Origin of the sequence: Corynebacterium sp. MSK310 (assembly GCF_030227355.1) — a bacterium.
GTDB lineage: Bacteria > Actinomycetota > Actinomycetes > Mycobacteriales > Mycobacteriaceae > Corynebacterium > Corynebacterium rhinophilum.
On record NZ_JASPFZ010000006.1, the window covers coordinates 1 to 25,381 of the forward strand.

Sequence of the window (25,381 nt, forward strand, 5' to 3'; positions counted from 1 at the left end):
CGTCTCGCCATAGTAGTCATTCTGGTTCATCTCCTTATGCGGGTTGGGTTCCCACACACAAACCATCAGACACTCTCTATTCCAGATTTTCCCATCTACTCAAACCGAGCAAATCTGGACACTTCAGCCAGGAAGTCTTCCGGTGGAGCATGCGCTATAACACGTGCCGGCGGCACTCCTGGTGCAATCCTGTGGCTCCTAGTGTCCTTGAAGCCGAGACTTCAGCTACACTGACGATGGCAGCACAGCTAACCCTCAGTGTGTCCACTTTCCGAGGGCAGGCACGAGGATCAAGGCAAACGTCTAAGAACAATAGTCAAATTACCTCACACTTCGTTTTCTTTATTTAGTGGCTATAGCTGGGAAAAGTTGCCGCGCTGAAAGTCTACATTCGGGTTACACTAAGTGCATGGCTGATATTAAAGACGACGACCTTCCTGAGATTGATCTTGCAAAAACCGACGGCTTCGTCGTTGATGGAACGGATGAGGATGATCCGTCGCTGATCATGCCGGATGGCTCTCCGGTGCAGACGTGGCGCGAGAATTACCCTTATGAAGAGCGTATGACCCGCAATGAATACGAGTCCATTAAGCGCGCACTGCAAATTGAGCTATTGAAGTGGCAGAACTGGACCAAGGAAACTGGCCAGCGCCACATCATTTTATTTGAGGGCCGCGATGCTGCCGGTAAGGGCGGAACCATCAAGCGCTTTAATGAGCACTTGAACCCGCGTGGTGCGCGCACTGTCGCGTTGGAAAAGCCATCCCCACGTGAGTCCACCTCTTGGTATTTCCAGCGTTATATCGAGCATTTCCCGGCTGCAGGCGAAATCGTCTTCTTTGACCGTTCGTGGTACAACCGCTCTGGCGTTGAGCGGGTGATGGGCTTTTGTACCGAGTCCCAGCACGCGGAGTTCCTGCGCGAGGTGCCCATGCTAGAAAATATGATCCTAGGATCGGGTATTTCGCTGACCAAGCTGTGGTTCTCTGTTACCCGGAAGGAACAGCGCACTCGCTTTGCTATCCGCCAGATCGACCCGGTGCGCCAGTGGAAACTTTCGCCAATGGACCTGGCTTCTCTGGATAAGTGGGATGACTACACCCGCGCGAAGGAAGAGCAGTTCCGTTATACGGATACTGAGGAATCACCGTGGATTACCATCAAGTCCAATGACAAGAAGCGAGCTCGCGTTAACGCGATGCGGTATGTCTTGTCCAAGTTTGAATACACCAATAAAGATTATGACGTGGTGGGTGAGCCTGACGGGAACATCGTCAAGCGCGGCCGTGACCAGATTGGTGATTAGTAGCGTTAATCTCAAGCGCCGTTGAGCGGGAAGATCGAGGAGATCGGTCTCCCCGCTTTGCTATGTCTAAGGCCTCTGAGGTGGCTCAACCATCTTTATGGCGGCAGCGTGAGGGTGGCTGATAGCTCTCACAGCTATTTCCTAAACAGTTGGCAGCCATAAATAAAAAATACTTGAATTACGTTCCTCAGCAAACTATTATCAAGGTGACCTAAAAGTCATCCTATCTATATGCGTGACACAAACCACTGTAAGGAGTACGTACATGATAAGGAAGAAACTGTGCGTTCTGGCTACCGCAACCGCTGTATCCATGGCACCCATCGCAGTATCGGGAACTCTCACCGCTACCGCCTTTGCAGGCGGCGGCCAGCCCGTAGCAGAGGCGGCGGCAGATAAGACCGACGTACTCGGTCGCTCCACCGTTTCTGATAAGCAGATCGCCGATGAAGACGGCTACTTCGATAGCCACGACGGCGAGGGCGTGAAGATTTACTACCGCAAGCAGCTGGTAGAAAACCCACGTGGCAATGTTGTTTTGGCACACGGCGTTTCTGAGCACTCTGGCCGCTATGACTACGTGGCCAAGCGCCTGTTGGACGCTGGCTTCAACGTTTACCGCCTGGACCACCGTGGACACGGCAAGTCTGCCTCCGGCAGCACGCCGCTGGGACACATCGATAACTTCCAGTACATCCTCAATGACTTCGACCGCGTCGTCGACATGGCCAAGGGTGAGCACCCCGATGTAAAGACTTTCCTTCTGGGCCACTCCATGGGCGCGCTGACCGTCCAGGCATACGGCATTCGTGAGCCTGGCAAGGTGGACGGCATCATCACCAATGGTGGTGGTGCACCGTTGAACCTGTCCGGTAAGAAGGCAACGGGCGAGACCATCACGCCGGACGAGATCTCTGAGGTGCAAAAGCAGCTCGACCCCACCCTGTTCGAGCGCCTGCCGTTGGCGGATATCACCAGCTTCAACGCTAACTACGTGCAGAACCTGATTCCCCACCGCACCTACATTGGTGCGCAGTCGCCGGAGTTCACCAAGAAGATCATGCTGTCCAACCCGTTCACGGAGGGCATTTCCACCAGCCAGGCCGTGAAGGATGAGTACGCTACGAGCCCGCTCATCGCGCAAAAGACCAGCGCTGGTACCGCGCTGCAGCTGGGTGCTATTGCTACCTACGATGCTGTGAACGCGGACCTGTTTAGCGCGCCGACGCTTATCATGCACGGGACCAAGGACGGCATCGTTCCGCCGTACTTCTCCCAGGACTGGTACAACTCCATTACCTCTGATGACGTGGAATACGTCAACTGGGAGGGCCAGAAGCACGAGGTCTTCAACGAGCCAGCCGCTGACCAAGCGCTCGACAAGGTGGTGGACTGGCTGGGCCGCCACGTGTAGAAGATAGCGTGTCTCGGGTTCAATAGGCCCGGCACACAATGACCTGCTTTCCCTGCCGTTGGGTTGGTACTTAGGCTTTAGCGGCCTGGGGAAGGTGGGTCATTTATGATTTGTTTGAATTATTTAGACCTGCGTAGAAGGTGTCCAACTCGGTGAGAATTGCTGTTGTGGGCAGGTTTTCCGTGAGGTAAGAGGCTAAATCACGGTCCAACATCGCTGCTACATCGTGGCAGGCCTCGTGGCATTCTCTAGGCCGTAATCGAGTATCTGTGCCCGTGACAGGGATGCCGCGAAGGACTACAGACTCGTGATGCGCAACCCTATTTCTAATTTTCTTTATCTCGAGGATTTTGGAATGAACCCACTTACGGGTCAGACCGTGAGTGGAATATTCTGGATCTTTCTTCCGAGCTACTGAATTCGCACCTGGGAAGACAGAAATTAAAGCTTGCCGGGACCAAATTCTGTCGTGATTAGCATTGTTAAAAGGGGCTGGTAAGCCCGTGGAGCCTCCTTTATCGAGGATATTTGTCCAAGTTCTAAACATGGAAGCAGCAATGACCCTTCCTCCCAGCCTTCTGCTTCGTTCGGTATTCTTGGTGAAGTCTTTTGGCAGGCTATTCCATGCTTCTGTGATATTGTCTCGAACCCGTTTATCGAACCCCATCTCGAGCTTGCAATAGCAATCATCTCCGTATTCGGTGCTGAGATATCCAGAAACTGAGTTACGTAATGCTACTTCGATGAAGGCTATCTCGTGAAAAAGGGAAGCACTAAGGTGGCGATCGAGTTCGTAAAGCTCAAAAGCCTTATCCGTGGATCCACCAGTTTTTGTTAAGTAGGGCTCCAACCTGTTTTCTGATAACCACTCTTTTTTAATCCGTTTACTACTCATGGCTACCAACTTAAGGGCTCTTTAAAAATATTTTTGATTGAGGCGGCACGTCCGATTATACTCGGTATAGTATTCCCCTTCTCGTGGTGGTCAACCGTTCAGCGGCTTGGCTGAGGAGGGGTCTTTTGCTTACAGAACCCCGGCTTTAGATTGACTTTGTGGTGGTCGGTCTAAAGCCGGGGTTTGGTGTTTGCGTAGGTTATCCCCACGGCTCGATGGGGTTGCCCTGCCAGGTGGCATTGGCGGGGACGCGGTCACCGCGCATGACCAGCGAACCGGGGCCGACGGTGCTGGATTCACCAATGAGCGAGGCGGGCAGCGCCACCGAGTGGGAGGCGAGCGTGGAGCCGGCCTCGATGGTGACGGTATCCAGGCTCATCACGCGATCCTGGAATAGGTGGGTTTGCACCACGGTACCGGGGCCCACGGAGGCACCGGCGCCGACGTGGCAGAGATCGGTTTCTGGGAACCAGTAGGAATCGATCCAGGCGCCCTTGCCGATGTCCACACCCAGCCCCCGCAGGCCCAGGTTGATCTCTCCTGTGCCGTAGGTGTGCTGGAAGAACCACGGGGCGGCGACGACCTCCACGAAGGTATCTTGTAGCTCATTGAGCCACACGAATACGCTCCACAGCGGGTGGTCGGCCGCGCTATGCCTGCCCACGCAGATCCACTTCACGGCGATGGTCACGGCCATGGCGATGGCGCCCATCGCCATGAGCACGAGGCCGGAAAGGGCCCAGGTGGTGAGGAAGCCGACATCGGCAAGCAGGTAATACAGCGTCCCCAGGGTGGCGGCGAGCAGCATGGCCGAGAACATCGGCGCGAGCAGGCGCATGGTTTCCACGATGCCGCGGGCGGCCTTGAGCTTGAACCCCGGGTTATAGGTCAGGGCCTCGGCGGACTCAGCGGGGGCATCTATCTGCGCGGTAACGCGCCGCATGCGCTCTGGCGGGGACCCCCACCAGTTGGCGCCGGACTTGGTCTTCTTCGGCGTGGAGGACAGCACCGCGACCAGCGAGTTCTTGGAAAGCTTGCGCCCAGGTGCGGTAATTCCGGAGTTGCCCACGAAGGAGCGCTTGCCCACCTTGGCCTCGCCGGAGTGAATCCAGCCGCCGCCGAGCTCATAGCCGCCGATCATGGTGTCATCGGCAAGGAACGCGCCGTCTTTGACATCCGTGAGCGCGGGGATCATCACGGCGGTGGAAATCTCCACGTCCTTGCCAATGCGCGCGCCCAAAGCGCGCAGCCATCGCGGGGTCAGCTGCGAGGCGTAGAGCGGGAAGAGCTGCGTACGGGCCTCATCCATGAGGCGCTCGATGGCCCACAGGCGCCAGCCGGCGGCAGAGCGCACCGGATTCACTCCGGGTGAGATGCCGATGGACAGGATGCGCACGCCCAGCCAGGTCTGCAGCATGTAGGTGGCAAAGGCTGCAAGCGCCGCAAGGGGAGCGAAAAGCACCGCGCCGATGAAGCGGTTGCCGGAGGTGGAATGCACCAGTGCTAAATCCACGATGGCGCCTATAAGCAGCGCGATGAGCGGCTGCGCGGCCAGGAAGAGAGAGGTCGCACCGTAAATGGCCACCCACCAGGGGCGGCGCTTCGGCGGCTTGGAGGGGAAGCGGTGCTTGGAGCGGCCCACCTTCTTGGCGGGTGAGCCGGACCAGCGCTGGCCGTCCTTGATTTTCTTGCGGCCGGTGACGGTGGAACCCGCCTCCACGTGGGCGTACTTGCCCACCACGGTGCCAGGCAGCAGGGTAGAGCGCGCGCCCACGCGGGCGCCTTCCTTGATGTCGATGGCGCCGACGTGGAGGACGTCGCCGTCGAGCCAGTAGCCGGTGAGATCGACCTCCGGTTCCACCGCGGCGTGCTTGCCCAGGGTGAGCAGGCCCGTCACCGGTGGCAGCGAGTGCAGGTCTACGCCGCGCTTCATCTTCACGCCCAGGGCCCGGGCGTAGTTATTGACCCAGGTGGCACCGGCAATAGAGCGCGATCCGGAGGCATCGGCCCACCGTTCCGCGGCCCAGATGCGCAGGTGGGTCGAACCACCGCGCGGATAATCGCCGGGCGTAATGCCGGCGGTAATCAGGCGTGCGCCAAAGCCACCGATGGGAATGCGCCCCAGCGGCGTGGCAAAGATGAGCACCAGCGCAATGACCAGCCACCACGGGAAGGACTGCGCCCACTCCACGCCCAAGGCAGAGGCCACGGTCGAGCCCAGCATGAGCCAGGCCAGCCAGGTAGTCGCCGCCAGCGTCATGGCGGGGATCTGCAGCAGGGTTTGGGCCGCGCGTGTCTTCGCGCCCACCGGGGTGACCTCGCGCAGCGGTGCTTGTTGCTCCGCCTTTGGGCGCGGTTCGGCGCCGGCGATGAGCTCTGCCAGCGAGCCAAGACGTGGGTGATCATAGAGATCGCGCACGGCCACGGTGGGGTAGCGATCGCGGATGTGGCCCACCAGCGTCGCCGCGGCCAGGGAGGTGCCGCCGAGGTCAAAGAAATCGGCGTTTTCATCCTCCACGGATACGCCGAGGGTCTCGACCCAGAGCTCGGCCAGCCACTTCTCGGTTTCCGTCAGTGTGGTCGATTCCACGCCGACGCCGGGCAGCGGCCACGGCAGTGCCTTCTTATCCACCTTGCCGGAGGTGCGCACCGGCAGCTTATCCATCACGCAGATGCGCGGTACCAGCGCCGCGGGCATGGTTTCCGCCAGGCGTTCGTGGGCCACGCCGTGGTTAAAACCGCGCGCCTCATCCTCCAGCGAGACGTACCCCACCAGCACGGATTCACCGCCGGGGGTCTTTTGCACGGCAACGGCGGAGTTGTAGACGTTATCCAGCGCGGCGACATTTGCGTCAACCTCACCAAGCTCAATGCGGCGCCCGCCTATCTTTACCTGGTCATCCACGCGGCCCACAAAGTACAGGCCGTCTTCTTCCAAGCGCACGTGGTCGCCGGTGCGGTAGGCGCGCTGCCAGCCCATGGATTCCAGCGGCGCGTATTTCTCCGCATCCTTCTGCGGGTCCAGGTAGCTGGCCAGGCCCACGCCACCGATGACCAATTCGCCGGTCTCACCCAGGCCAACAGGTTGGCCCTGCTTATCGATGACCACCAAATCCCACCCATTCAGCGGCAACCCGATCGAAACCGCGCGCCCCGGAATCATCCGTTGCGCACAAGCGACTACCGTGGCCTCCGTGGGGCCGTACGTATTCCACATCTCGCGGTCCTCGGTGGCCAGGCGGTCCACCAACTCCTGGGAGCAGGCCTCGCCGCCGACGATGAGCAGGCGGATATTATCCAGCGCCTCCGCAGGCCACAGGCCCGCCAGGGTAGGGACCGTGGAGACGACGGTGATATCGCGGCGAATCAGCCACGGGCCAAGGTCCATGCCAGAGCGAACCAAGGAACGCGGAGCCGGGACCAAGCAGCCGCCGTGGCCCCAGGCTAGCCACATTTCTTCGCAGGATGCGTCGAAGGCAACGGAAAGCCCAGCTAGCACGCGGTCTTCTGGGCCGAGCGGGCCGTGGGGGTGATCGATGAGGAAGAGGCTGGCCTCCGCGTCCACGAAGGCAGCCGCAGAGCGGTGGCTTACGGCCACGCCCTTCGGCTTGCCCGTGGAACCGGAGGTAAAGATGATCCACGCGGTATCTTCTGGCCGCGGGGCCTCGACGCCCTCTGCCGCGTGGCGCGGGGTTTCGCGCAGGAAGCGGAAGCCGTCATCACTAAACAGGCCATCAATATCGGCCTCACCAAAGACCATCTCCGCGCGCTCATCCGGATCGTCCGCGTCCACCGGCACGTAGGCCGCACCGGCGGCCAGGGTGGACAGGATGGCGAGGTAAAGATCCCGCTTGCCGGAGGTCATCCGGATGCCGATGCGATCGCCCCGGCGCACGCCATTGACGTGCAGCTCTGCGGCCCACAGTTGGACCTCGTGGACGAGTTCGGCGTAGGTGATGATCTCGCCATCGTCAAGCGCGGCGGCTTCCGGATGGATCTCAGCCGTGGTGGTAATAATGTCCCACAACGTGCGCGGGCGCGGGGCTAGATCGCGCAGGAGATACTGCTGCGGGACGCTGGGAAGATCTAAATTAGGACTACTACACTCTTCGGGTTCGTCCATCCTTATGCCTCGTCCTCGTCCGCGGCGATGATGGCCTTAGCCAGCTTGCGCAGGTGCTTGAGCTGCTTATTGGTGGATACGTCGAGCGCGTCATCCTCGGCATTGGCGACGAGCTCCGCCAAGTCCTTGTAGGTCTTGGTGCCCTTCTTGGTGCAGGCCACGATTTGACGGCGGCGGTCCTTGGGATCGCGCTCGCGCTTGGCCCAGCCGCGCTCCTCGAGGGCATCAATAAGCCGCACCATGTCGGAGGCGTCGATGGCCAAGGTATCAGACAGGAAGGACTGGGAGGCGGCATCCGCCTCCACGAGGCAGGTGAGCACCCAGAACTCGCGGATGGTGGTCTGCTTGGTCTGCAGAGCTACCTCGACGCCATCGCGGGTACGACGGCGCAGGCGCTCTAGCTGGAAGGATGGGGATTCGAGCAGGGAGGTTGGTATGCCAGAATTATTAGTGGAAGCCATACCATCATCATAATCTCAAAAGATGGGTAAAGGCCAATTAATCGCGGACGACGGGCAGGCCATCCGCCTCCCACTGGTTGGTGCCGCCCTCGACGTTAATAACATCCCAGCCCAGGGAGTTCTCCAAATATTGGCACACCTGCGCGCTGCGCCCGCCTAGGTGGCAAATCACATAAATATCGCGGTCCGGGTCGATTTCCTGGATGCGACCCGTTATCTCACTCATCGGAATATGGGTCGCACCCTGCGCGTGCACGGTGGCCCATTCGTCGTTTTCGCGCACATCGATAAGCTGCGCGCCTGCTGGAACTTCGGTGGGTTGTACGTTTTTCATACCCCGCAGTCTACGTGCCGCGCGCTAGCCGCCGTAGGTGGCCGCGGACAGGTACTGCAAAATCGCCTTTACGCGGCGGTTATCCTCGCTGGGGTCCAGGCGCAGCTTGGTAAAGATATTGGAGACGTGCTTGGCCACCGCAGCATTCGAGAGCACCAGCTCGGCGGCGATGTCCTTATTGGATTTCCCGCGTGACATCAGCTCCAGGACCTCGCGCTCGCGCGGGCTGAGCTCGCCCAACCCGCTGCGCCCGGAGCGCATGAGTGCCTGCGCCACCGTCGGATCGATGACCGTGCCGCCCTGGGCCACCACTTCCAGGCTGGCCAGGAAATCGCGCACCTCAGAGACGCGATCCTTGAGCAGGTACCCGGTGCCCGCATCCGGGGAATCAAACAGCGCCACCGCATACGCCGGTGCCACGTACTGCGATAACACCATCACCGGCAGGCCCGGATAAGCGCGGCGCAGCGCCACCGCCGCCTTCAGTCCATCATCGCCCATCTCCGGCGGCATGCGCACATCCGTAATCACCACATCCGGCAACTGGGCACTCAGCTTGCCGATGACCCCCTCCAGCTCCACCGCCGTTCCCGCCCTGCCCACAATCTCGTGGCCGCGGCGTTCCAAGAGCCCGGCAAGGCCCTCGCGCAGGATCGCGGAGTCATCCGCAATCACAATCCTCAATCCACTCATGCTGATACTCCCGTCTGCCCACGCTCCAAAAGGAGCGGAATCGTGCACCTTACCCGCGTCGGACCTCCCTCCGGCGAGGACAGCGACATCTCCCCGCCAAAGGCCGCCAGCCGCTCGGCCATGCCGGCCAGCCCGCGCCCCGGCTCCACCCGCGCCCCGCCCGGGCCCTCATCCACCACCGAAATACGCAGCGCCGCATCCGAGGTGATGAGCACCGAGACCGGCGCGCCTGGCGCGTGCTTGGCGGCATTGGTCAGCGCCTCGGCGCCGAAGAAATAACCGCAGGCCAGCACGCTGGCGGAAAGCCGCGGCAACGGGTGTGGGGCGTAGACGCTGACGTGGGGGCCGTGGGCGGAGGCGGCATCGGCAAGCGCGGCCACCAAACCGTGATCCTGGAGGACCTGCGGGTGAATGCCGTGCACCGTCGCGCGCAGCGAACGCAGGCCGCGATCCACGTCCTGCTTGGCGGCGGTGAGCAACTCGGCCTCGGCGCCGGTGGCATCCAGCAGGGCCTCACCGAGCTTCATGCTTGCCGCCACCAAATATTGCTGCGCGCCATCGTGCAGGTCTCGCTCGATGCGGGCGCGCTCTACCTCGTAGGCATCCGCAATCGCGCGGCGCGAAGCCGTCAGCTCTGCGATGACCCGTGCCTGCCGCTCCTCATTGCTGGTGGCCTGCTTCTTGCTGAAAAACACGCCCCCAAGCCTAATCGCGTGCGCCCCGGGCAGGGGTAAAGCTAGCACTACCCGGAAAGTATCCTTAGCGCTGTAGGAATAGCGCGCCCGGCACGGTGAAATGAACAGCATGACACAAACACTTTCCCTCCACGACATCACGAAGGATTTTGGCGGCGGCCCCGTGCTAGCCGGCATCACCCTAGACATCACCCCAGGCGAGCTCGTCGCCATCATGGGGCCCTCCGGCTCCGGCAAATCCACGCTGCTGCACTGCATGTCCGGCGTGCTCACGCCCACCGACGGCAGCGTCCGCTTCGGTGACGAAAACATCTCCACGCTTTCCGATGCCGCCCGCTCCCGCACCCGCCTCCGCCACTTCGGCTTCGTCTTCCAAGACGGACAGCTGCTCCCGGAACTGACCAACCTGGACAATGTCGCTCTTCCCGCGATGCTCAACGGGCTGGGCCGGCGCGCGGCCCGCACGAAGGCGCTGTCGCTGCTGGATCAGCTGGGGCTCGGCGAACTCGCGGACCGCCGCCCCGCCCAAGTCTCCGGCGGACAGGCCCAGCGCGTGACCATCGCCCGCGCCCTCGTGGCCAACCCCGGCGTCATCTTTGCCGATGAACCCACCGGCGCCCTCGACCAGGCAACCGGCCACGAGGTCATGCAGATGCTGACCACCACCGTGCGCCAATCCGGCGCCAGCCTGGTCATGGTCACCCATGACCCCAAGGTGGCGGACTGGATGCAACGCCGCGTGGAAATCCGCGACGGCATCATTCACGATGACCGCCGCCTAGGGGTGCAGCCATGAACACCGCGACCCTAGTCCTCGGCCTCCAGCGCGAATCCGTCCGCGCCCGCTCCGGTGCCGGCATCGTCAGCGTGCTCGCCATCGTGAGCTTGACGCTAGGCGCTGCCATCGCTTTCCTCGTCGCCGGCGGCACCTGGATGTTCTGGCAGCGCGCCCACCACCCAGAAGACGCCGTGCCCGCCCTGCGCGCCGCCGCCGGCGAAAACCCGGAAAACTACTTCATGCCCTGGTTCGTCCTCGCGCTCATGGCCTGCGCCTTCATCGTTCCCGCACTCTTCAACCTGACCGCGCAGGCCGCCGTCCTCGGCGCCTCCGGCCGGGAACAGCGCCTGTCCACCCTCCGCCTTTTGGGCCTAAGCTCCCACCAGGTCGAGCGCATGGCCGCCGTGGAGACCGGCATCCAAGCCCTCATCGGCATCGTGCTGGGCTGGCTCATCAGCGTGCTCATCGCCCCCGTCTTCGCGCACGTGAAATTCCAGGACCGCCCCGTCGCCTTCGAGGAAATCATCTTGCCCTGGTGGGGATACCTCGCGGTGGCCGCAGTCCTTTTCCTCCTCGCCCTCGCCGCGGCCCTTGCTGGCATGTGGCGCGTGCGCGTCAGCCCCCTCGGCGTGGCTAAACGCCAGATGCCCGCCGCTTTCCGATGGTGGCGCCTCATCGCCTTCCTCCTCATCGTCACCGTCGGCGGTGTCCTGCTCAAAGGCCAATCCGGCCCACCCGAAATCTCCATGGCCGTCCCGCTCTTCGCGGTGATCATGAGCATCAACCTGGTCGCGCCCTACCTCCTGCAAATCGGCGCGCGCCTTTTGGCTTTGCTCCCGGGCACCGCACACCTCGTAGCCTGCCAGCGCGTGGGCGCCAACGCCCGCCGCGCCTGGCGGCAAAGCGCGGCCATCGGCTTCTTCGGCTTCCTCGCCGGCTTCCTGATGGGCTCGCCCAATGGCACCGATGCGCTTGCCACCGCGATGAAAGAAGAACAAGAAACGGGCATCGTGTTCCGAGACGTCTCCACCGGGGTCGTCCTGACCTTGCTCTTCGGCTTCGCGCTGACCAGCATGTCCATCTTCCTCGGCCAAGTATCATCAGCCTTCGAGGACAAAGAACTCATCCGCTCCCTCGACCTGATGGGCGTGCCGCGCCGCTTCCAATTCCGCACGAACACCCTCGCCGTGATGGGCCCCATCGTCGCGCTCAGTATCTTCGGTTTCCTCTTCGGTGCCGGCATCGCCGGCATAATGTTCTTGAGCATCGTCTGGGGGGAAGGCGTCGACCTCGCCGGGAGGCTCCTCATTTCCTTCAGCTTCCTCGCCGTGGGCTGGGCGGTGACCTTCCTCGCCATCGCGCTCGTCGAGCCCCTGCGCGGCCACGTTCTCCGCAGCGGCCGCCGCAAGGAATAGCCGGTTTCCGGCGGCTGCGCTCACCCTGGGCCCGGCCTTGGTCCTAGCGCCGCGCGCCTTCATGCCTCCACAAGCGGTGCCACTGCCACGGCGGCCGCGCAAAGGGCCGCTTATTCTTTGCCGTGGCCATTACTTGCTGCACCACGAAATCCAGGTAGTGGTCAATCGTCGTCGCGGTGAAGTGGAGGGGCTTCCAGCCGCGATGGACGGCATCGTTAAGCTTGTGCCTGTCCAACTCAAACTGGCGGCGATTTTCGCCCCGGTGGTAGGCGTAGCCATCAACCTCGATGGCAATCTTGTGCTCCTTAATCACCAGATCCCAGTGGTAGGGGCCTATTTTTATATTGTTCTGCACCGTGAAATGTGGCGCGAGGGCGCGCGTTAACTGGCGCTCCGGCACGCTATCCGTGCCGATGATCGCCCTGTCCAACGCACGCTTTACCGGCCGCGGAAACCGCTGGTAGTCCAGCTTATTCAGCTCCAGGCGACTGACCCCGTCCTTGCCGGAATAAAAGCCCTCGAGGAAGGCGACCGCATCATCCTCCGGCATAGCCTCGACGGCCTGTAGCGGATTGCACACGGTGACGCCGTCCCAGGTCAACGCGCCCTTCGGTCGGGCGCGGCGCGAAGTGAAGTACTTACTCGACGGCAGCGATGAGCTGCGCAGGAACTCCAGCGGAAAGCGCAGCGGCTTCTCGACGTGCTTGAGCGCGGCCGAGTAGCCGTCGAGCGCGCAATCCGGCCACTCCTCGCTCATGATGCGCGCGAGTTGGTTCGGCGTCGGTTCCTCTGACAGGCAGAAGCCGTTCGCAATCCGGACGGCGCCGTGGCGTACCGCCTGTTGAGTGGCACTTTTCCCCCGAAAAATTTCCATTCGTATCCCTCGAGCCCCGAAGCGAAGGTTGTGTGGCGCGGTTGAGCGCTTTGTTGGTGTGTTTTGCAGCGGGCTGCTGGTGTTTGATGCGTTTTAACAAATAGCCGCCTCAAACCCCGCGGTTTCCGTGGCCTATTTGTTAAAACGCATCAGCTGGGCCCCAAAACGGGCTACCTGGCCTTAAAACGCCAAGCTCGGCCCCACAAACGCGGGGGCCGAACCCTAAAGCGGCAGCCCCCGAGCCCCCCGCAAGCCCCGCGGCCTACTTCAGGCGAGCCTTGGCCTCTTCCAGAATCTTCTCGGCCTCGGCCTTGTCGCCCCAGCCGGAGCCGGAAACTTCCTTGTTGGGCTCGAGGTCCTTGTAGTGCACGAAGAAGTGCTCGATTTCGTCCTTGATGTGCTGTTCCACATCGTCGATGTCCTGGTAGCGCTCCCAGCGCGGGTCATCGATGACGGCGAGCAGCTTGTCGTCGCCGCCGGCCTCATCGGTCATCTTGAACACGCCGACGATGCGGGCCTCAACGATGACACCGGGGAAAACGGGCTCGGGGAGGATGACGAGGGCGTCGAGGGGATCGCCGTCTTCGCCAAGCGTGTGGTCGATGAAGCCGTAGTCGGCGGGGTAGGCCATTGGGGTGAACAAGTAGCGGTCTAGGTAGACCTTGCCGGACTCGTGGTCCACCTCGTACTTATTGCGGGAGCCCTTTGGGATTTCAATGGTTACTTCAACGCTCACAGTGGTGTCCTCCATGTGGGATTGGGTATTAATTACTGTCAATAGTCTAGCGCGTCGCCCATCCGCGCTAGGGTTAGTGGCGATGAAAGCTAAGAAGGTTTGGTGGTCAGTAACCGCGCTGGTGGTCACGGCGGCGGTCGGGGGTACGGCTGCGCTGGGGGTTAGCATCCAGCGCGAGTACGGCGATCTTTCGCATGGCGAGGCCGAAACGGTGCAGGCCCCGGAAAATCCCCTGCAGCCGGCTAAGGCGCAGGACGTGGACTTTGCGGCGCTCAGCGCAAAGCTCGATGAGCTGGGCAAGAGCGAGGATTTGGCTACCTTTGGCGGGCAGGTAATCGATAGTGAGACCGGCACGGTGGTCTGGGAGAGTGATGAGGATAAGGCGCTGACCCCGGCTTCGTCGACGAAGGTGCTGACCACCGCCGCGGCAACGCTGGCCCTGGATGAGTCGAAGCGGATTACTACCAAGGTCTACCGCGGCAAGGACCCGAACAATGTGGTGATCAAGGCGGCTGGCGATGTCTGGATGACCAACGAGCAGCTCGATGACCTGGCGGATCAGATTAAAAAGACCGGCACCCAGGTGGCGGGCGTGTACATCGATACCTCCGCGTGGGCGGGCGAGCCGCAGGCGCCGGGCTGGGATCCGGAAAACGTCGACGAGGGTTTCGTCGCGCCCATGGAGCCGGCCATGTTGTACGGCGGGCGCATGGGCGCTACGGAGGGCGATGTGCCGCGCAGCCACACCCCGGCCCTCGATGTTGCGGGCGAGCTGGCCAAACGCCTGGGCACGGATAAATTCGCCCCCGGCACGGTGACGGAAGGCACAGAGCAGCTGGCCAGCGTTGAGTCGGATCCCCTAGGCGAGCGCGCGCTGGAGATGGTGCGGCATTCCGATAACGTCATGGCGGAGGCTATTGCCCGCGAGCTTGCCGATGCCCGCGGCAAAAACCCCAGCTTCCAAGCAGGTACCCAAGCCACGCTGGACGTGCTGCGCGAGCACGGGTTCGATGTCAGCGGCGTGGATATCAAGGACAACTCGGGCCTTTCTGTAGATAACCGGTTGAGCGCGAGCGTGCTGGCGGAGATTGTTAACGGCGCGGTCGAGGATCCGCAGCTGCGCCCCTTGGCGGCGTATCTGCCGGTCGCAGGAGGAGACGGAACGCTGCACGAGCGCTACGGGGAGTCAGCGGCGCGCGGATTTGTCCGCGCGAAGACCGGCACGTTGACGGGGGTATCCGCGCTGGCGGGCACCGCGCAGGGCCAATCCGGGCGCGTGTATTCCTTTGCGTTCTTGGTCAATGATGGCGAGATTATGGCGGCGCGTGCGGCCCAAGATGACCTTGCCGCGGCGCTGCACGAGTTCTAAATGAGTCCACAGCCTGGAGTAACGCCGTTTTGGCCGCGGGTCTCGCCGCACTTTTTGAGCTGCCGGCGAGCGGTCCGCGCGGCGAAGATGGGCCACGCCGTGGCGGTGGGGCTATCCGGCGGCGCGGATTCTTTAGCGCTGTGCGCGGCGATGATCGCGGAGGGCCACGACGTAATCGCATTATGCGTGGATCACGGCTTGCAAGACGGTTCGCGTGAGCAGGCAGAGAAGGCCGCTCGGCAAGCAGAGAGTTTGGGTGCGCGGGCACGAGTGCTCGCAGTGCAAGTGCCGGACAAAGGGGGGAATTCGCTGGAAGCGGTGGCTCGGCAAGAGCGCTACCGAGCGATGTCCGCGGCCGCACGCGGGGGAGAAGGGCCGCTGGAGATTGCCGTGGCGCATACGGCCGATGACCAGGCGGAAACGCTCCTTCTTGGCGCTCTGCGCGGGCGGGTGGCCGGCATGCCGGAGCGGGCAATAGTGGAAGGCGCGCGCGTGGTGCGGCCATTCCTTCAAGTGCGCCGTGCCGATACGGAGGGTGCGTGCGCGGAGCTGGGGCTGGACGTGTGGCAGGACCCGCAGAACGCGGATACGGATTTTCGGCGGGTAGCGCTGCGCCGGGAGATCATCCCAGAGTTGTCGCGGGTTATCGGCGGTGATGCGGTACCGGCGTTGGCGCAGGCGGCGATGGATACCGCGCGCGATGAAGAATACCTCGCCACGCCGGCCACCGCGGACTGTGCGGAATTGGCCGCGCTGCCGGAGCCGCGGCGCCGACGCGCTATTGCAGCCTGGCTCATCGAGCGGGGAGTGAAGGTGACGAGGGAGGGGATCGGGGGCATCGGCAAGCTGTGTACCAACTGGCACGGACAAGGGCCGGTGGCTGTGAGTTCGGCGCGGCAGGCGGGGCAGAGGTTGGAAGTAGCACGTATAGGTGGCAAACTGGCACTATTGTCTGGTCATTAAAGGAGCGCACACGTGCACGACAAGAAAGACTTCGCCGTCCCCGCAAACCGCTACGGAGACGATGTAGAAGCAATCCTCATCACGGAAGAGGAAATCAAAGACCGCGTCCAGCAGCTGGCGGATGCGGTGTCTGAGAAATATGCCGACGCTGAGCAAGACCTGCTTTTGGTCTGCGTATTAAAGGGTGCGGCCTTTTTCCTGACGGACTTCGCGCGCAAGCTATCCATCCCCTCGGAGCTGGAGTTTATGGCCGTCTCCTCGTACGGCGCCTCCACGTCTTCTTCTGGGGTGGTGCGCATCTTGAAGGACTTGGACCGCGATATTGCCGGGCGCGATGTGGTCATTGTGGAGGACATCATCGACTCGGGCCTGACGCTATCCTGGCTCATTCGCAACCTGCGGGGGCGCAACCCGAAGTCGCTCAATGTGGTGACCTTGTTGCGCAAGCCGGAAGTGGTAAAGGCGCAGATCGATCTGCTCGATGTGGGCTTTGATATCCCCAATGAGTTCGTCATTGGCTATGGCCTTGACTACGCGGAACGCTACCGCGACCTGCCCTTTGTGGGCACCCTTCACCCTGATGTCTATACCACCAACTAAAATCGCGCAGTAATGAAAAACAATAAACTCCTTCGCTACGGCGGCATTGCGGCGCTGATCCTCGTAGCGCTGTATGCCTTTACGTTCTTTAGCAACGAGACCCGCGGATACGTGGACGCGGATACCTCCGTGGCCCTAAAACAGCTGCAGGATAAAAACGTTGACGAAGTAGAAATTGATGACCGCGAGCAGCGCCTGCGCATCAAGCTCAAGGACGAAATCACGGTAGAAGAGCGCGAGGGCGTTGAAGAGATCGTGTCTCAGTACCCCGCACGCGCCTCCGAGCAGGTCTTTGATGCGGTCAAGGATTCGGGTGCGGAGAAGTATCAGACCAACGTCACCCAGGATTCCTTCTTGGGCTCCATGCTCAGCTTCCTGCTGCCGATGGTCATCCTCTTCGGCCTGCTGTTCTGGCTCATGTCCCGCATGCAGCAGGGCGCCGGTGGCATGTTCGGCATCGGCGGCTCCAAGGCCAAGGAGCTGACCAAGGATATGCCGACCAATACCTTCGAGGACGTTGCCGGCGCGGATGAGGCCGTGGATGAGCTGCAGGAAATCAAGGACTTCCTGGAAGATCCGACCCGCTACCACGACTTGGGCGCGAAGATTCCGCGCGGCGTGCTGCTTTATGGCCCTCCGGGCACCGGTAAGACGCTGTTGGCCCGCGCCGTTGCGGGAGAGGCCGGTGTGCCGTTTTATTCCATCTCCGGTTCGGACTTTGTGGAGATGTTCGTCGGTGTCGGTGCCTCCCGCGTGCGCGACCTGTTCAAGCAGGCCAAGGAGCACAGCCCGTGCATCATCTTCGTGGACGAGATCGACGCCGTGGGCCGCCAGCGCGGATCCGGTACCGGCGGCGGACACGATGAGCGCGAGCAGACCCTGAACCAGTTGCTGGTTGAGATGGACGGCTTTGGCGACCGCGAGGGCGTTATCCTCATCGCGGCCACCAACCGCCCCGATATTTTGGACCCGGCGTTGCTGCGCCCGGGCCGGTTCGACCGCCAGATTCCGGTCACCAACCCGGACCTGGCCGGCCGCGAGCAGATCCTGCGCGTGCACGCCAAGGACAAGCCCTTGGCAGAAGAGGTCGATGTGGCGCAGCTGGCCAAGCGCACCGCCGGCATGTCCGGTGCGGACCTTGCCAATGTGCTTAACGAGGCCGCGCTTCTCACCGCCCGCATCGGCGGCAACGTCATTACCTATGACGCGCTGGAAGAGGCCACCGACCGCGTGGTGGGCGGGCCACGGCGCCAGGGCAAGATCATCTCCGAGCACGAGAAGAAGGTCACCGCGTACCACGAGGGCGGCCACACCCTGTCCGCGTGGGCGCTCAAGGACATCGAGCGCGTGTACAAGGTCACCATCCTGGCCCGCGGCCGCACCGGTGGCCACGCCATGACCTCGCAGGAAGACGACAAGGGCATGTACACCCGCGATGAGCTGTTTTCCCGCTTGGTCTTTGCCATGGGCGGCCGCGCCGCCGAGGAATTGGTCTTCGGTGCTCCCACCACGGGCGCGTCCTCCGATATCGAGAACGCCACCAAGATCGCCCGCGCGATGCTGACCGAATATGGCTTTTCGCCCGACCTGGGCACCGTCAAGTACGGCCAGGAGCAGGGCGATCCATTCAGCCAGATGGGCGGGGGCGGCGGCTCCATCGATTACTCGGATGACGTTGCCGCCAAGATCGACGAGCAGATGCGCTACCTCCTCGAGCGCGCGCACGAGCAGGCCTACGACATCCTGCGCACCAACCGCGAGTTCCTGGACAAGCTGGCCGAGGCTCTCCTTGAGAAGGAGACCCTGCGCCGGCCGGATCTGGAGAGCATCTTCGACGGCATCGTGCCGCGCGATGCCTATGATGTCTTCCCCGGCGAAGACGATCGTTTCCCGCGCCAGATTGGTTACGCACCGGTCAAGACGCCGGTCGAGCTGGCCAAGGAGCGCGGCGAGGAGCTTCCTAAACGCATGACGCTTCTCGATGCCTCCCGGGCCGCCCGCGAGCGCCGCCTCGCCGGCGAAGAGCTCAAGGGCGAGGTTGGCTTTAACTTTGGCCAGCACGCTGGCGACTACGTGAACCCCGAAACAGTGCGCGAGCTGCACGGCGCAGGCAGCGATTCCGAGAACCGCAGCGGCCGCAGCGATGGCCGCAGCGGCCGAAACAACCAGAACGACCGCGCGGACCAGAGCGAGCGCGGCGACCGCGCCGACCGGAGCGACCACGTCCGCAACGACCGCGGGGAGCGCGACGGCGGGGAAGGGCGATCGGATTCGGCATCGGAAAGCAGGGGCAAGCACCACAAGCCAGAGGGAGAAACCAGCCAATGGTTCACCCCAGGCTGGAATGAGTCTTCCCACCGCGATAATCCCTACGCGCGCGATGCGGAAAAGTCGCGCGATGATAAAGAGTAAGAAGTACGTGCATGTCTGAGAATCACACTGATAACCAGCAGGTGCCCGCCCACGCGCCGTATGACCAGGAGCGGGCGGAGGCGGCCGTTCGCGAGCTGCTCCTTGCCGTGGGCGAGGACCCTGACCGCGAAGGCCTGCGCGAAACCCCGGCACGTGTGGCCCGCGCCTACCGCGAGGTATTCGCCGGCCTGCACGAGGATCCGACGGAGGTGCTGCACAAGACCTTCGCCGAGGATCATCAGGAACTGGTCTTGGTGCGCGATATTCCCATCTATTCCACCTGCGAGCACCACCTCGTGCCGTTTTATGGGGTGGCGCATATTGGTTATATCCCCGGCAAGGACGGACACGTCACCGGGCTGAGCAAGCTGGCTCGCCTGGCGGATATGTACGCCAAGCGCCCGCAGGTCCAGGAGCGCCTGACCCAGCAGATTGCCGATGCCCTCGTGGATGTCCTCGAGGCCCAATCCGTCATCGTCGTCATCGAGTGCGAGCACTTGTGCATGGCCATGCGCGGCATCCGCAAGCCGGGCGCGACCACAACGACCTCCGCGGTGCGCGGCGGGTTCAAAAATAACGCGGCCTCGCGCGCGGAAGTGTTGAGCTTCATCCGTACGTAGCGCGTACGCAGTCGAGTTTGTCGAGCGAAAAGGAGAACGCAGTGCACCCGGCTTCCTCAGTTGGAGAATTGACCATCGCGAAGCGCACGCTCGTCATGGGCATCGTGAATGTTACGAAGGATTCCTTTTCCGATGGCGGGCGGTGGCTCGACTTTGACGGCGCCACCACTCATGCCCGCGAGCTGGTGGAACAGGGCGCGGACATGATCGATGTGGGCGGCGAATCCACCCGCCCGGGCGCGGTGCGCGTGGAGGCGCAGGAAGAAGCCGACCGCGTGGTCCCGGTCATCCAGGCGCTGCACGAGCAGGGCATTCGCACCTCGGTGGATACGATGCGCGCCTCGGTTGCCACCGCTGCGGCCGCGGCTGGGGTGGACATGATTAATGATGTCTCTGGCGGCCTCGCCGATCCTGAAATGTATGCCGCCATGGCCGATGCCGGCGTGCCCGTCTGCCTCATGCACTGGCGCACGCTGCAGGAAGGCGCGTTCGGATCCGCGGCGGGCACGGCGGATCACGGCGGCGATGTGGTCCGCGATGTGCACGAGACCCTCGCCCGCCTGAGCAATAACGCCCTGGATGCGGGCGTGAAAAAGGAAAATATCGTGCTGGATCCGGGCCTCGGCTTTGCCAAGAGCCCGCAGGATAACTGGGCGCTACTTAATGCCCTTCCCGAGTTCCTAGATGGCGAGTTCCCCATCTTGGTGGGCGCCTCGCGCAAGCGCTTCCTCGCCGCCATCCGGGAAGACCGCGGGGTAGAGGCCAGCCCGCTGCTTGCTGATCCCGCAACCGCCGCCGTGACCGCCATCTCCGCCCAGATGGGGGCGTGGGGCGTGCGCGTGCACGAGGTGGGCGTATCCCGCGATGCCGTCGACGTGGCCGCCGCGTGGAACGCCGGCAAGTCCTATGTGGGCGGCGCCAATGCCACCGGCAGCTACCGCAATGCCGCCACCGGCACTGGCTCAGTGACCTCTACCGCGATGGGTACGGAAAGGAATTAACCATGGCAGATCGCATCGAATTAACCGGCCTGGAATGCTTTGGCTACCACGGCGTCTTTGAGGAGGAGAAGCGCACCGGCCAGCCCTTCATCGTCGATATCACCTGCTGGTCCGAGTTTGCTGAGGCCGCAGCTCACGATGATCTGACCAAAACCATCAATTACGCAGAGCTTGCCGATGTCGCCGCCAGCATCGTCGAAGGCCCCTCCCGCGACCTCATCGAGACCGTCGCTAGCGAGGTGGCCGATACCATCATGGCTTCTTTTGCAGACCTGCACGCGGTGGAAGTAACCGTGCACAAGCCCAAGGCGCCGATACCGCGCACTTTTGCCGATGTCGCCGTCGTCGCCCGCCGCTCCCGCAAGCACGCGCGCACCGGTGCCCCACGGCCCGCCTCGCAGGAGGGGACTCCGAAGGGAGCCGACGCGCAGCGCCCCGGCACGAACCCCGGGAGTAAGTAATGCGCGCGGTACTATCCATCGGCTCCAATATGGATGACCGCGTGGAGCTTTTGCGGACGGTGTTTACGGAGTTCCGTGAGGACATCGTGGCGGCCTCGCCCGTCTATGCCACCCCGCCGTGGGGAGTAACGGACCAGGATGAATTTTTGAATGCGGTGCTCATCGTGGACGTCCAAGAGAGCCCGCTGGAGCTCTTACGGCGCGGCCAGAAGCTGGAAGAAGCGGCAGAGCGCGTGCGCGTGCGCCACTGGGGCCCGCGCACCCTGGATGTGGACATCGTCGATATTGAGGGCTACAGCTCCTCCGATCCGGAACTTACGGTCCCGCACCCCTTTGCTCACGAGCGCGCATTCGTGCTTATTCCCTGGTTAGCCGCCGATGGCGCTGCTAAATTGAAGGGAAAGGATGTCTCCACGCTGGTTTCCGCATTGAACCCGCAGGAGACCGCCGATATCCACCGCTTGGGCCTGATGGAGGAGTGATGAAACGAACCTCGTTCGGTGCGCTTATCGGCGTAGGGGTATTCATGGCCGCCGCGGCGGCCATCCTCACCACGCGCTTTTATGGCTCCATGATGGCCATCCCAGTCACGGTCTCGGCGACGCTGTGGCTCATGGTGGTGGTGTGCTTGGGGCTTACTTGGAAGGTGGATAAGGCCACCGATGAGGATCACGGCATCGGGCTAGATAATTCGCAGCTTAATCCCATGACCATCGCGCAGTTTATGCTGGTGGGCAAGGCCTCGGCGTGGACGGGTGCGATCGTCGGCGGGCTCTATGCAGGGGTGGCGGTCTACGTCATCCCGAATGCGGGCACCCTTGTCGCGGCTTCTGATGATCTGGTGGGAGTGCTCGCATCCGCGATTGGTGGCATCGTCATGTCCGCGGCTGGCCTGCGATTGGAGCGACACTGCGAGACCCCGCCGCCACCGGACGGGCTTCAAGCGGTACATTAGGGAACATGACTCAGCCGCGCTCTTCTTCCAAAAACTCGTCGTCCTCGCCGGATTGGGGACAAATTGGGATTATCGCCCTCGTCATCTTGGCCGTTATCGCCAGCATCGTCATGCTCATTTCCGGCTCGGCAGCGGCGCTCAAGATTGCGCTGATTGCCGCCCTGTGGGCCGCGGTAGTGGGCTTTTTCTTGGTGATGCGCTACCGCCGCCAGGCCGAGGAATCCGTGACCAAGCTGGAGCTGCAGGAGCGCGCCCACCGCGCGGAGCTCAAGCAGGCCCGCGCAGCCGAGGGCAAGGAGCTGCCGGATCAGCAGATCCTCGATGAGATTCGCACCGAGCTGGCCTCTATCCGGAAGCAGATTGAGGACTTGTCCGGCCACGAGTTCACCTACGAGCCCGCCGCCTTGCACGCGGAGGCGCGCCGCATCATGGAGCTGGAGGCACAGACCGCCGCGGCGTCCCACCGCAGGGAAGAAAACGTCGACTTTGAGCAGGCGTCTTCCGGTGCGCCGTCTGCCGATGCCATCGCTGGCCGCTTGGGCAATCAACCCTCCGGCGCGCATGCGGACTCGAACCCGCTCAATGACATCATCAGCCAACACACCCGCGCGCAGCGTAGCTCTTCCCGGGCCGAAAACACCGCTAAGCCCGCCCACTCCGAGCAGCTTGCCGATGCCCCCACGCCAGCCAGCGCGGACCAGAAGCCAAAGGACGTTTCCTTCGATACCGGCAGCTTCCAGGCCGTACGCTGGGATTCGGGCGGAGATTCTGAGATCAAGCGCCAGGGCTCCCAGCCCGCGGGAACTGGCAGCGCGGCGCACTCTGGCGCCCGCGGTAGCCACCGCAAGCCAGAGGCTGATACCGCAGCTGAGCAGGCTTCCGATGCGGTGACCCAAAACATCCCGCAGCAGACCACCGGCAAGGATGCGCGCGAGGAATACAAGGGCTCGGGACACCACGTGGCTGCTGAGCAGAAGCAAGCGGCCACGCGCCGCCAGCAGCAGACCCGTGGTCGCCGCCGCAGCGATGAACAGCGCGATGGTTCCGTGTCCGTCTCGGAGCTTCTGGCACAGATGAAGAAGGATAAATAAATGCGTCCACCACGCATGCGCGTTGCCCTTTTCGGGCGCAGCCTCGCCGGGATTTCCTTAGCCAATGCCATGGAGCGCGCCGGCCATACCGTGGAGATGCTTGATGATCCGGCCGAGCTTGACTCCTTCCAGGCGCTGATTCTAGCGGTGGGTGAGACACGGTTGGATGCTGCCGTAGAGCTTGTCGAGGACCACGTGCACAAGGGCCTGATCGCTTTCCATACCTGCCTGTCGCGGGGTGTGCAAGGCCTCGATCCGCTGGAGACTCACGGTTGCATCGTGGCGGCAATAGCGCCCATGGCAGGCGGGCGCTGGGCAGTATCCACGCTGGATGAGCTGGGTGAGAGCATTGCTGACTTCGTATTGAGCGAATTCCGGGCGCACGCAGTGCCGCTTTCCGATGCCGAGCGTCCCGCCTTCGCCGCCCGCTCCTACTACATAGAAATGCTTAGCCGCCTGCACCTAGCAGCTGCCGTTGAAGCCAATTTCTTTGCCGAGTTCGATGAGATTCCACCGTCCGAATTCGACATCGATTCAGAGGACATCATTGCGGCCTATCGCGGGGCCACGGATCCCGGAATGCGCCGCCACTACTTAGAAACCGCTCGGCGCTTAGGCGAAGTAGAAGACCGCACCGAATTAGAAATGTGGGCCTTGCAGGAGGAATCCCGATGAGCTTGAAGATGGGACAAGCCACCGTTGTCAGCGAGGTCGATCGCATCCGCATGGTGGGAAGCGCCCTGCGCAAGACCGGTCGCCCCGTGGCCTTCGTACCACTGACCACCGGCGTGCATGCAGGGCATATCGCGCTGGTGCGAGCGGCCCGCCGTATTCGTGGCGCGATGACCGTCGTGGCTCTCCAAGAGCCTCGCGGCGAGGACGTAGATCTCCTGCGCGCCGAGGGCGTGGATGTCATTTGGGATTACACTCCCGAGAAGCTCTGGCCGCATGGCCGCCGGATTACAATCTCGCCTCGCGATGCCGCAGACTTCCCAGCAGGCTTAGAACCAGACCTATCCGGCGAACTCACCCTTTACCTCACGCTGATGATGGCGCTATCGCCCACCGATGTGCTTATCGGTGAGAAGGACTACGAGCTGCTCTTGGCCATTCATCATGCGGTGCAGGACTTGCACCTGGGGGTTCGTGTGCAGGGCGTTCCCGCCGTGCGCATGCCCGATGGCGTAGTGATGAGCCTGCGCAATACGCGCGTGCCTGAAGATAAGCGCGAGGACGTAGCCGCCCTGTCCGCCGCGCTTACCGCTGGTGCACACGCTGCCGAGGCAGGCGCGGAAAAGGTCCGCGAGGTTGCCGCAGGTGTCCTAGAAGCCGCCGGAGTAGAACCGGAATACTTAGAAGTGCGCGGCCGCGATCTGGGCGAACCGCCTGCCGAGGGCGATGCCCGCCTGCTGGTTGCTGCCACCATTGGCGGAGTCAGAGTAATTGACAACGTTGGCCTGCCGTTGGGGATTGGTTTCACTAATATTGAAGAGCACGAGGCTAAGGCCGAGCTTGAGCGCGAAAAGCAGCGCGAACAAAACCAATCCCCGGAGGACTAATGACCGAAATCTACATCCGCGACCTCGACCCGCGCGATGAGCCCAAGGCGATTGAGTTTGCCATCGAAGGCATGCACCTGCACTGGTTTGTGAAGAACCCGCGTTTCGAGCGAGCCTATGGCCGTTATTTTTGGGATTTAGAGCGCGCCCAGGCCACCGATATCTTGGCAGCCTATGCCGATGATGGGCGTTTCCTCGGCGTGATTTTGGCATCGATTAAAGGCGAACCAGCGCTGCCGTATCCGTGGTGGCGCAAGGCCTATGTCAAGGCCGTGGATCTTTTCAACAGCCTGCGCCCTGGCGGCCACCGCGAGGATTACGATGCCGCGAACGAGGACATGTTGTTAAGCTACTTGGCCGAAAACACCGTGGATGGTGAAATCGGCTTCCTCGTCGCTGACCCAAACTCGGGCGTGAAGGGCGTGGGCACCGCGCTCCTCGAGGCCTTTGAGGAGCGCCACCCCGGCAAGGATATTTACCTCTACACCGACGATGGCTGCACCTATCAGTTCTACGATTCCCGCGGTTTTGAGCGGGTGGGGGAGAAGGAAATCTCCATCGATAAGGACCGCGACCTTACCTGCATGCTGTACGTCCGCCACGTGGCGTGAGGCCACCGCGTC

At 62.4% G+C, this 25,381-nt stretch carries 24 protein-coding genes and 1 pseudogene; 17 read left to right on the plus strand and 8 right to left on the minus strand.

The features are described from left to right. Positions 1-409 precede the first annotated feature (409 nt). Positions 410-1,309, plus strand: coding sequence for a polyphosphate kinase 2 (gene ppk2, locus QP891_RS05995; protein WP_023023989.1), 900 nt, complete (start codon positions 410-412; stop codon positions 1,307-1,309). Between the two features lie 265 nt (positions 1,310-1,574). Then, positions 1,575-2,723: an alpha/beta hydrolase gene (locus QP891_RS06000; RefSeq protein ID WP_284771351.1), complete on the plus strand. Its 1,149-nt coding sequence runs from the start codon at positions 1,575-1,577 to the stop codon at positions 2,721-2,723. A gap of 103 nt (positions 2,724-2,826) precedes the next feature. Here QP891_RS06000 and QP891_RS06005 read toward each other — a convergent pair whose 3' ends face one another. The 6 genes from QP891_RS06005 to QP891_RS06030 all read right to left on the minus strand — a co-directional run bounded on the left by QP891_RS06005 (position 2,827) and on the right by QP891_RS06030 (position 10,035). Next, positions 2,827-3,618 carry an Abi family protein gene (locus QP891_RS06005; RefSeq protein ID WP_284771350.1) on the minus strand — a complete coding sequence of 264 codons (792 nt, stop codon included), beginning with the start codon at positions 3,616-3,618 and terminating at the stop codon, positions 2,827-2,829. Positions 3,619-3,817: 199 nt separating this feature from the next. Then, positions 3,818-7,741, minus strand: coding sequence for a Pls/PosA family non-ribosomal peptide synthetase (locus QP891_RS06010; RefSeq protein WP_284770303.1), 3,924 nt, complete (start codon positions 7,739-7,741; stop codon positions 3,818-3,820). A 2-nt stretch (positions 7,742-7,743) separates the two neighbouring features. Then, the gene (locus QP891_RS06015) at positions 7,744-8,202 is read right to left on the minus strand and encodes a MarR family winged helix-turn-helix transcriptional regulator (RefSeq protein ID WP_284770304.1); all 459 of its coding nucleotides are present in this window, start codon (positions 8,200-8,202) and stop codon (positions 7,744-7,746) included. 37 nt (positions 8,203-8,239) lie between these two features. Further along, a complete protein-coding gene (locus QP891_RS06020; RefSeq protein ID WP_284770305.1) occupies positions 8,240-8,536 on the minus strand; it encodes a rhodanese-like domain-containing protein in 297 nt (98 codons plus the stop codon). Positions 8,537-8,560: 24 nt separating this feature from the next. Next, the gene (locus tag QP891_RS06025; RefSeq protein WP_126319831.1) at positions 8,561-9,229 is read right to left on the minus strand and encodes a response regulator transcription factor; all 669 of its coding nucleotides are present in this window, start codon (positions 9,227-9,229) and stop codon (positions 8,561-8,563) included. Then, a complete protein-coding gene (locus tag QP891_RS06030; protein WP_284770307.1) occupies positions 9,226-10,035 on the minus strand; it encodes a sensor histidine kinase in 810 nt (269 codons plus the stop codon). The genes QP891_RS06025 and QP891_RS06030 overlap by 4 nt, the downstream gene beginning before the upstream one ends. Between QP891_RS06030 and QP891_RS06035 the strand changes: the two genes are divergently transcribed. Then, on the plus strand, positions 10,034-10,720 hold the full coding sequence (locus tag QP891_RS06035; protein WP_284770308.1) for an ABC transporter ATP-binding protein: 687 nt from the start codon (positions 10,034-10,036) through the stop codon (positions 10,718-10,720). The genes QP891_RS06030 and QP891_RS06035 overlap by 2 nt on opposite strands. Further along, the gene (locus tag QP891_RS06040; RefSeq protein WP_284770309.1) at positions 10,717-12,117 is read left to right on the plus strand and encodes an FtsX-like permease family protein; all 1,401 of its coding nucleotides are present in this window, start codon (positions 10,717-10,719) and stop codon (positions 12,115-12,117) included. The genes QP891_RS06035 and QP891_RS06040 overlap by 4 nt, the downstream gene beginning before the upstream one ends. Positions 12,118-12,160: 43 nt before the next feature. On the opposite strand, the gene QP891_RS06045 is transcribed toward QP891_RS06040, so the two are convergent. Together QP891_RS06045 and QP891_RS06050 are read right to left on the minus strand one after the other, a co-directional pair. Further along, on the minus strand, positions 12,161-12,874 hold the full coding sequence (locus QP891_RS06045; RefSeq protein WP_350309201.1) for a putative endonuclease domain-containing protein: 714 nt from the start codon (positions 12,872-12,874) through the stop codon (positions 12,161-12,163). A 379-nt stretch (positions 12,875-13,253) separates the two neighbouring features. Next, complete coding sequence (locus QP891_RS06050) at positions 13,254-13,727, minus strand: inorganic diphosphatase (RefSeq protein WP_035108560.1); 474 nt, start codon at positions 13,725-13,727, stop codon at positions 13,254-13,256. A gap of 82 nt (positions 13,728-13,809) precedes the next feature. On the opposite strand from QP891_RS06050, the gene dacB reads away from it, so the two are divergent. The 13 genes and pseudogenes from dacB to QP891_RS06115 all read left to right on the plus strand — a co-directional run bounded on the left by dacB (position 13,810) and on the right by QP891_RS06115 (position 25,369). Further along, positions 13,810-15,096, plus strand: a complete 1,287-nt coding sequence (gene dacB / locus QP891_RS06055; RefSeq protein WP_284770311.1) for a D-alanyl-D-alanine carboxypeptidase/D-alanyl-D-alanine endopeptidase — start codon at positions 13,810-13,812, stop codon at positions 15,094-15,096. Then, positions 15,097-16,059, plus strand: coding sequence for a tRNA lysidine(34) synthetase TilS (tilS, locus tag QP891_RS06060; RefSeq protein WP_284770312.1), 963 nt, complete (start codon positions 15,097-15,099; stop codon positions 16,057-16,059). Positions 16,060-16,071: 12 nt separating this feature from the next. After that, entirely contained in the window at positions 16,072-16,659 is a 588-nt protein-coding gene (gene hpt, locus QP891_RS06065; protein ID WP_005279498.1) for a hypoxanthine phosphoribosyltransferase, read from the plus strand. A gap of 12 nt (positions 16,660-16,671) precedes the next feature. Further along, positions 16,672-19,071 (plus strand): ATP-dependent zinc metalloprotease FtsH, encoded by a 2,400-nt coding sequence (gene ftsH / locus QP891_RS06070; RefSeq protein WP_284770313.1) that lies wholly within the window; start codon positions 16,672-16,674, stop codon positions 19,069-19,071. A gap of 11 nt (positions 19,072-19,082) precedes the next feature. Next, positions 19,083-19,691, plus strand: a complete 609-nt coding sequence (gene folE / locus QP891_RS06075; RefSeq protein WP_284770314.1) for a GTP cyclohydrolase I FolE — start codon at positions 19,083-19,085, stop codon at positions 19,689-19,691. 41 nt (positions 19,692-19,732) lie between these two features. Beyond that, positions 19,733-20,692: a dihydropteroate synthase gene (gene folP / locus QP891_RS06080; protein ID WP_284770315.1), complete on the plus strand. Its 960-nt coding sequence runs from the start codon at positions 19,733-19,735 to the stop codon at positions 20,690-20,692. Between the two features lie 2 nt (positions 20,693-20,694). Beyond that, a pseudogene (folB, locus tag QP891_RS06085) lies at positions 20,695-21,069 on the plus strand (dihydroneopterin aldolase); the annotation flags it as partial. Positions 21,070-21,152: 83 nt separating this feature from the next. Then, on the plus strand, positions 21,153-21,635 hold the full coding sequence (folK, locus tag QP891_RS06090) for a 2-amino-4-hydroxy-6-hydroxymethyldihydropteridine diphosphokinase (RefSeq protein ID WP_284770317.1): 483 nt from the start codon (positions 21,153-21,155) through the stop codon (positions 21,633-21,635). Further along, positions 21,635-22,108, plus strand: coding sequence for a DUF3180 domain-containing protein (locus QP891_RS06095; protein ID WP_284770318.1), 474 nt, complete (start codon positions 21,635-21,637; stop codon positions 22,106-22,108). The genes folK and QP891_RS06095 overlap by 1 nt, the downstream gene beginning before the upstream one ends. 5 nt (positions 22,109-22,113) lie before the next feature. Next, a complete protein-coding gene (locus QP891_RS06100) occupies positions 22,114-23,199 on the plus strand; it encodes a DUF6779 domain-containing protein (RefSeq protein WP_284770319.1) in 1,086 nt (361 codons plus the stop codon). Beyond that, complete coding sequence (locus QP891_RS06105) at positions 23,200-23,874, plus strand: Rossmann-fold NAD(P)-binding domain-containing protein (protein ID WP_284770320.1); 675 nt, start codon at positions 23,200-23,202, stop codon at positions 23,872-23,874. It abuts the gene before it with no gap. Further along, on the plus strand, positions 23,871-24,758 hold the full coding sequence (locus QP891_RS06110) for a pantoate--beta-alanine ligase (RefSeq protein WP_284770321.1): 888 nt from the start codon (positions 23,871-23,873) through the stop codon (positions 24,756-24,758). Before QP891_RS06105 ends, QP891_RS06110 begins: the two co-directional genes overlap by 4 nt. Beyond that, entirely contained in the window at positions 24,758-25,369 is a 612-nt protein-coding gene (locus QP891_RS06115) for a GNAT family N-acetyltransferase (protein WP_284816998.1), read from the plus strand. Before QP891_RS06110 ends, QP891_RS06115 begins: the two co-directional genes overlap by 1 nt. Positions 25,370-25,381: the final 12 nt, after the last annotated feature.

Excerpts from the sequence above, each read along its gene's own strand:
- ppk2 (WP_023023989.1), top strand. The coding sequence starts at position 410 with ATGGCTGATATTAAAGACGACGACCTTCCTGAGATTGATCTTGCAAAA.
- QP891_RS06000 (WP_284771351.1), top strand. The coding sequence starts at position 1,575 with ATGATAAGGAAGAAACTGTGCGTTCTGGCTACCGCAACCGCTGTATCC.
- QP891_RS06005 (WP_284771350.1), bottom strand. The coding sequence starts at position 3,618 with ATGAGTAGTAAACGGATTAAAAAAGAGTGGTTATCAGAAAACAGGTTG.
- QP891_RS06010 (WP_284770303.1), bottom strand. The coding sequence starts at position 7,741 with ATGGACGAACCCGAAGAGTGTAGTAGTCCTAATTTAGATCTTCCCAGC.
- QP891_RS06015 (WP_284770304.1), bottom strand. The coding sequence starts at position 8,202 with ATGGCTTCCACTAATAATTCTGGCATACCAACCTCCCTGCTCGAATCC.
- QP891_RS06020 (WP_284770305.1), bottom strand. The coding sequence starts at position 8,536 with ATGAAAAACGTACAACCCACCGAAGTTCCAGCAGGCGCGCAGCTTATC.
- QP891_RS06025 (WP_126319831.1), bottom strand. The coding sequence starts at position 9,229 with ATGAGTGGATTGAGGATTGTGATTGCGGATGACTCCGCGATCCTGCGC.
- QP891_RS06035 (WP_284770308.1), top strand. The coding sequence starts at position 10,034 with ATGACACAAACACTTTCCCTCCACGACATCACGAAGGATTTTGGCGGC.
- QP891_RS06030 (WP_284770307.1), bottom strand. The coding sequence starts at position 10,035 with ATGCTGTTCATTTCACCGTGCCGGGCGCGCTATTCCTACAGCGCTAAG.
- QP891_RS06040 (WP_284770309.1), top strand. The coding sequence starts at position 10,717 with ATGAACACCGCGACCCTAGTCCTCGGCCTCCAGCGCGAATCCGTCCGC.
- QP891_RS06045 (WP_350309201.1), bottom strand. The coding sequence starts at position 12,874 with ATGAGCGAGGAGTGGCCGGATTGCGCGCTCGACGGCTACTCGGCCGCG.
- dacB (WP_284770311.1), top strand. The coding sequence starts at position 13,810 with ATGAAAGCTAAGAAGGTTTGGTGGTCAGTAACCGCGCTGGTGGTCACG.
- tilS (WP_284770312.1), top strand. The coding sequence starts at position 15,097 with ATGAGTCCACAGCCTGGAGTAACGCCGTTTTGGCCGCGGGTCTCGCCG.
- ftsH (WP_284770313.1), top strand. The coding sequence starts at position 16,672 with ATGAAAAACAATAAACTCCTTCGCTACGGCGGCATTGCGGCGCTGATC.
- folE (WP_284770314.1), top strand. The coding sequence starts at position 19,083 with ATGTCTGAGAATCACACTGATAACCAGCAGGTGCCCGCCCACGCGCCG.
- folK (WP_284770317.1), top strand. The coding sequence starts at position 21,153 with ATGCGCGCGGTACTATCCATCGGCTCCAATATGGATGACCGCGTGGAG.
- QP891_RS06095 (WP_284770318.1), top strand. The coding sequence starts at position 21,635 with ATGAAACGAACCTCGTTCGGTGCGCTTATCGGCGTAGGGGTATTCATG.
- QP891_RS06100 (WP_284770319.1), top strand. The coding sequence starts at position 22,114 with ATGACTCAGCCGCGCTCTTCTTCCAAAAACTCGTCGTCCTCGCCGGAT.
- QP891_RS06105 (WP_284770320.1), top strand. The coding sequence starts at position 23,200 with ATGCGTCCACCACGCATGCGCGTTGCCCTTTTCGGGCGCAGCCTCGCC.
- QP891_RS06110 (WP_284770321.1), top strand. The coding sequence starts at position 23,871 with ATGAGCTTGAAGATGGGACAAGCCACCGTTGTCAGCGAGGTCGATCGC.
- QP891_RS06115 (WP_284816998.1), top strand. The coding sequence starts at position 24,758 with ATGACCGAAATCTACATCCGCGACCTCGACCCGCGCGATGAGCCCAAG.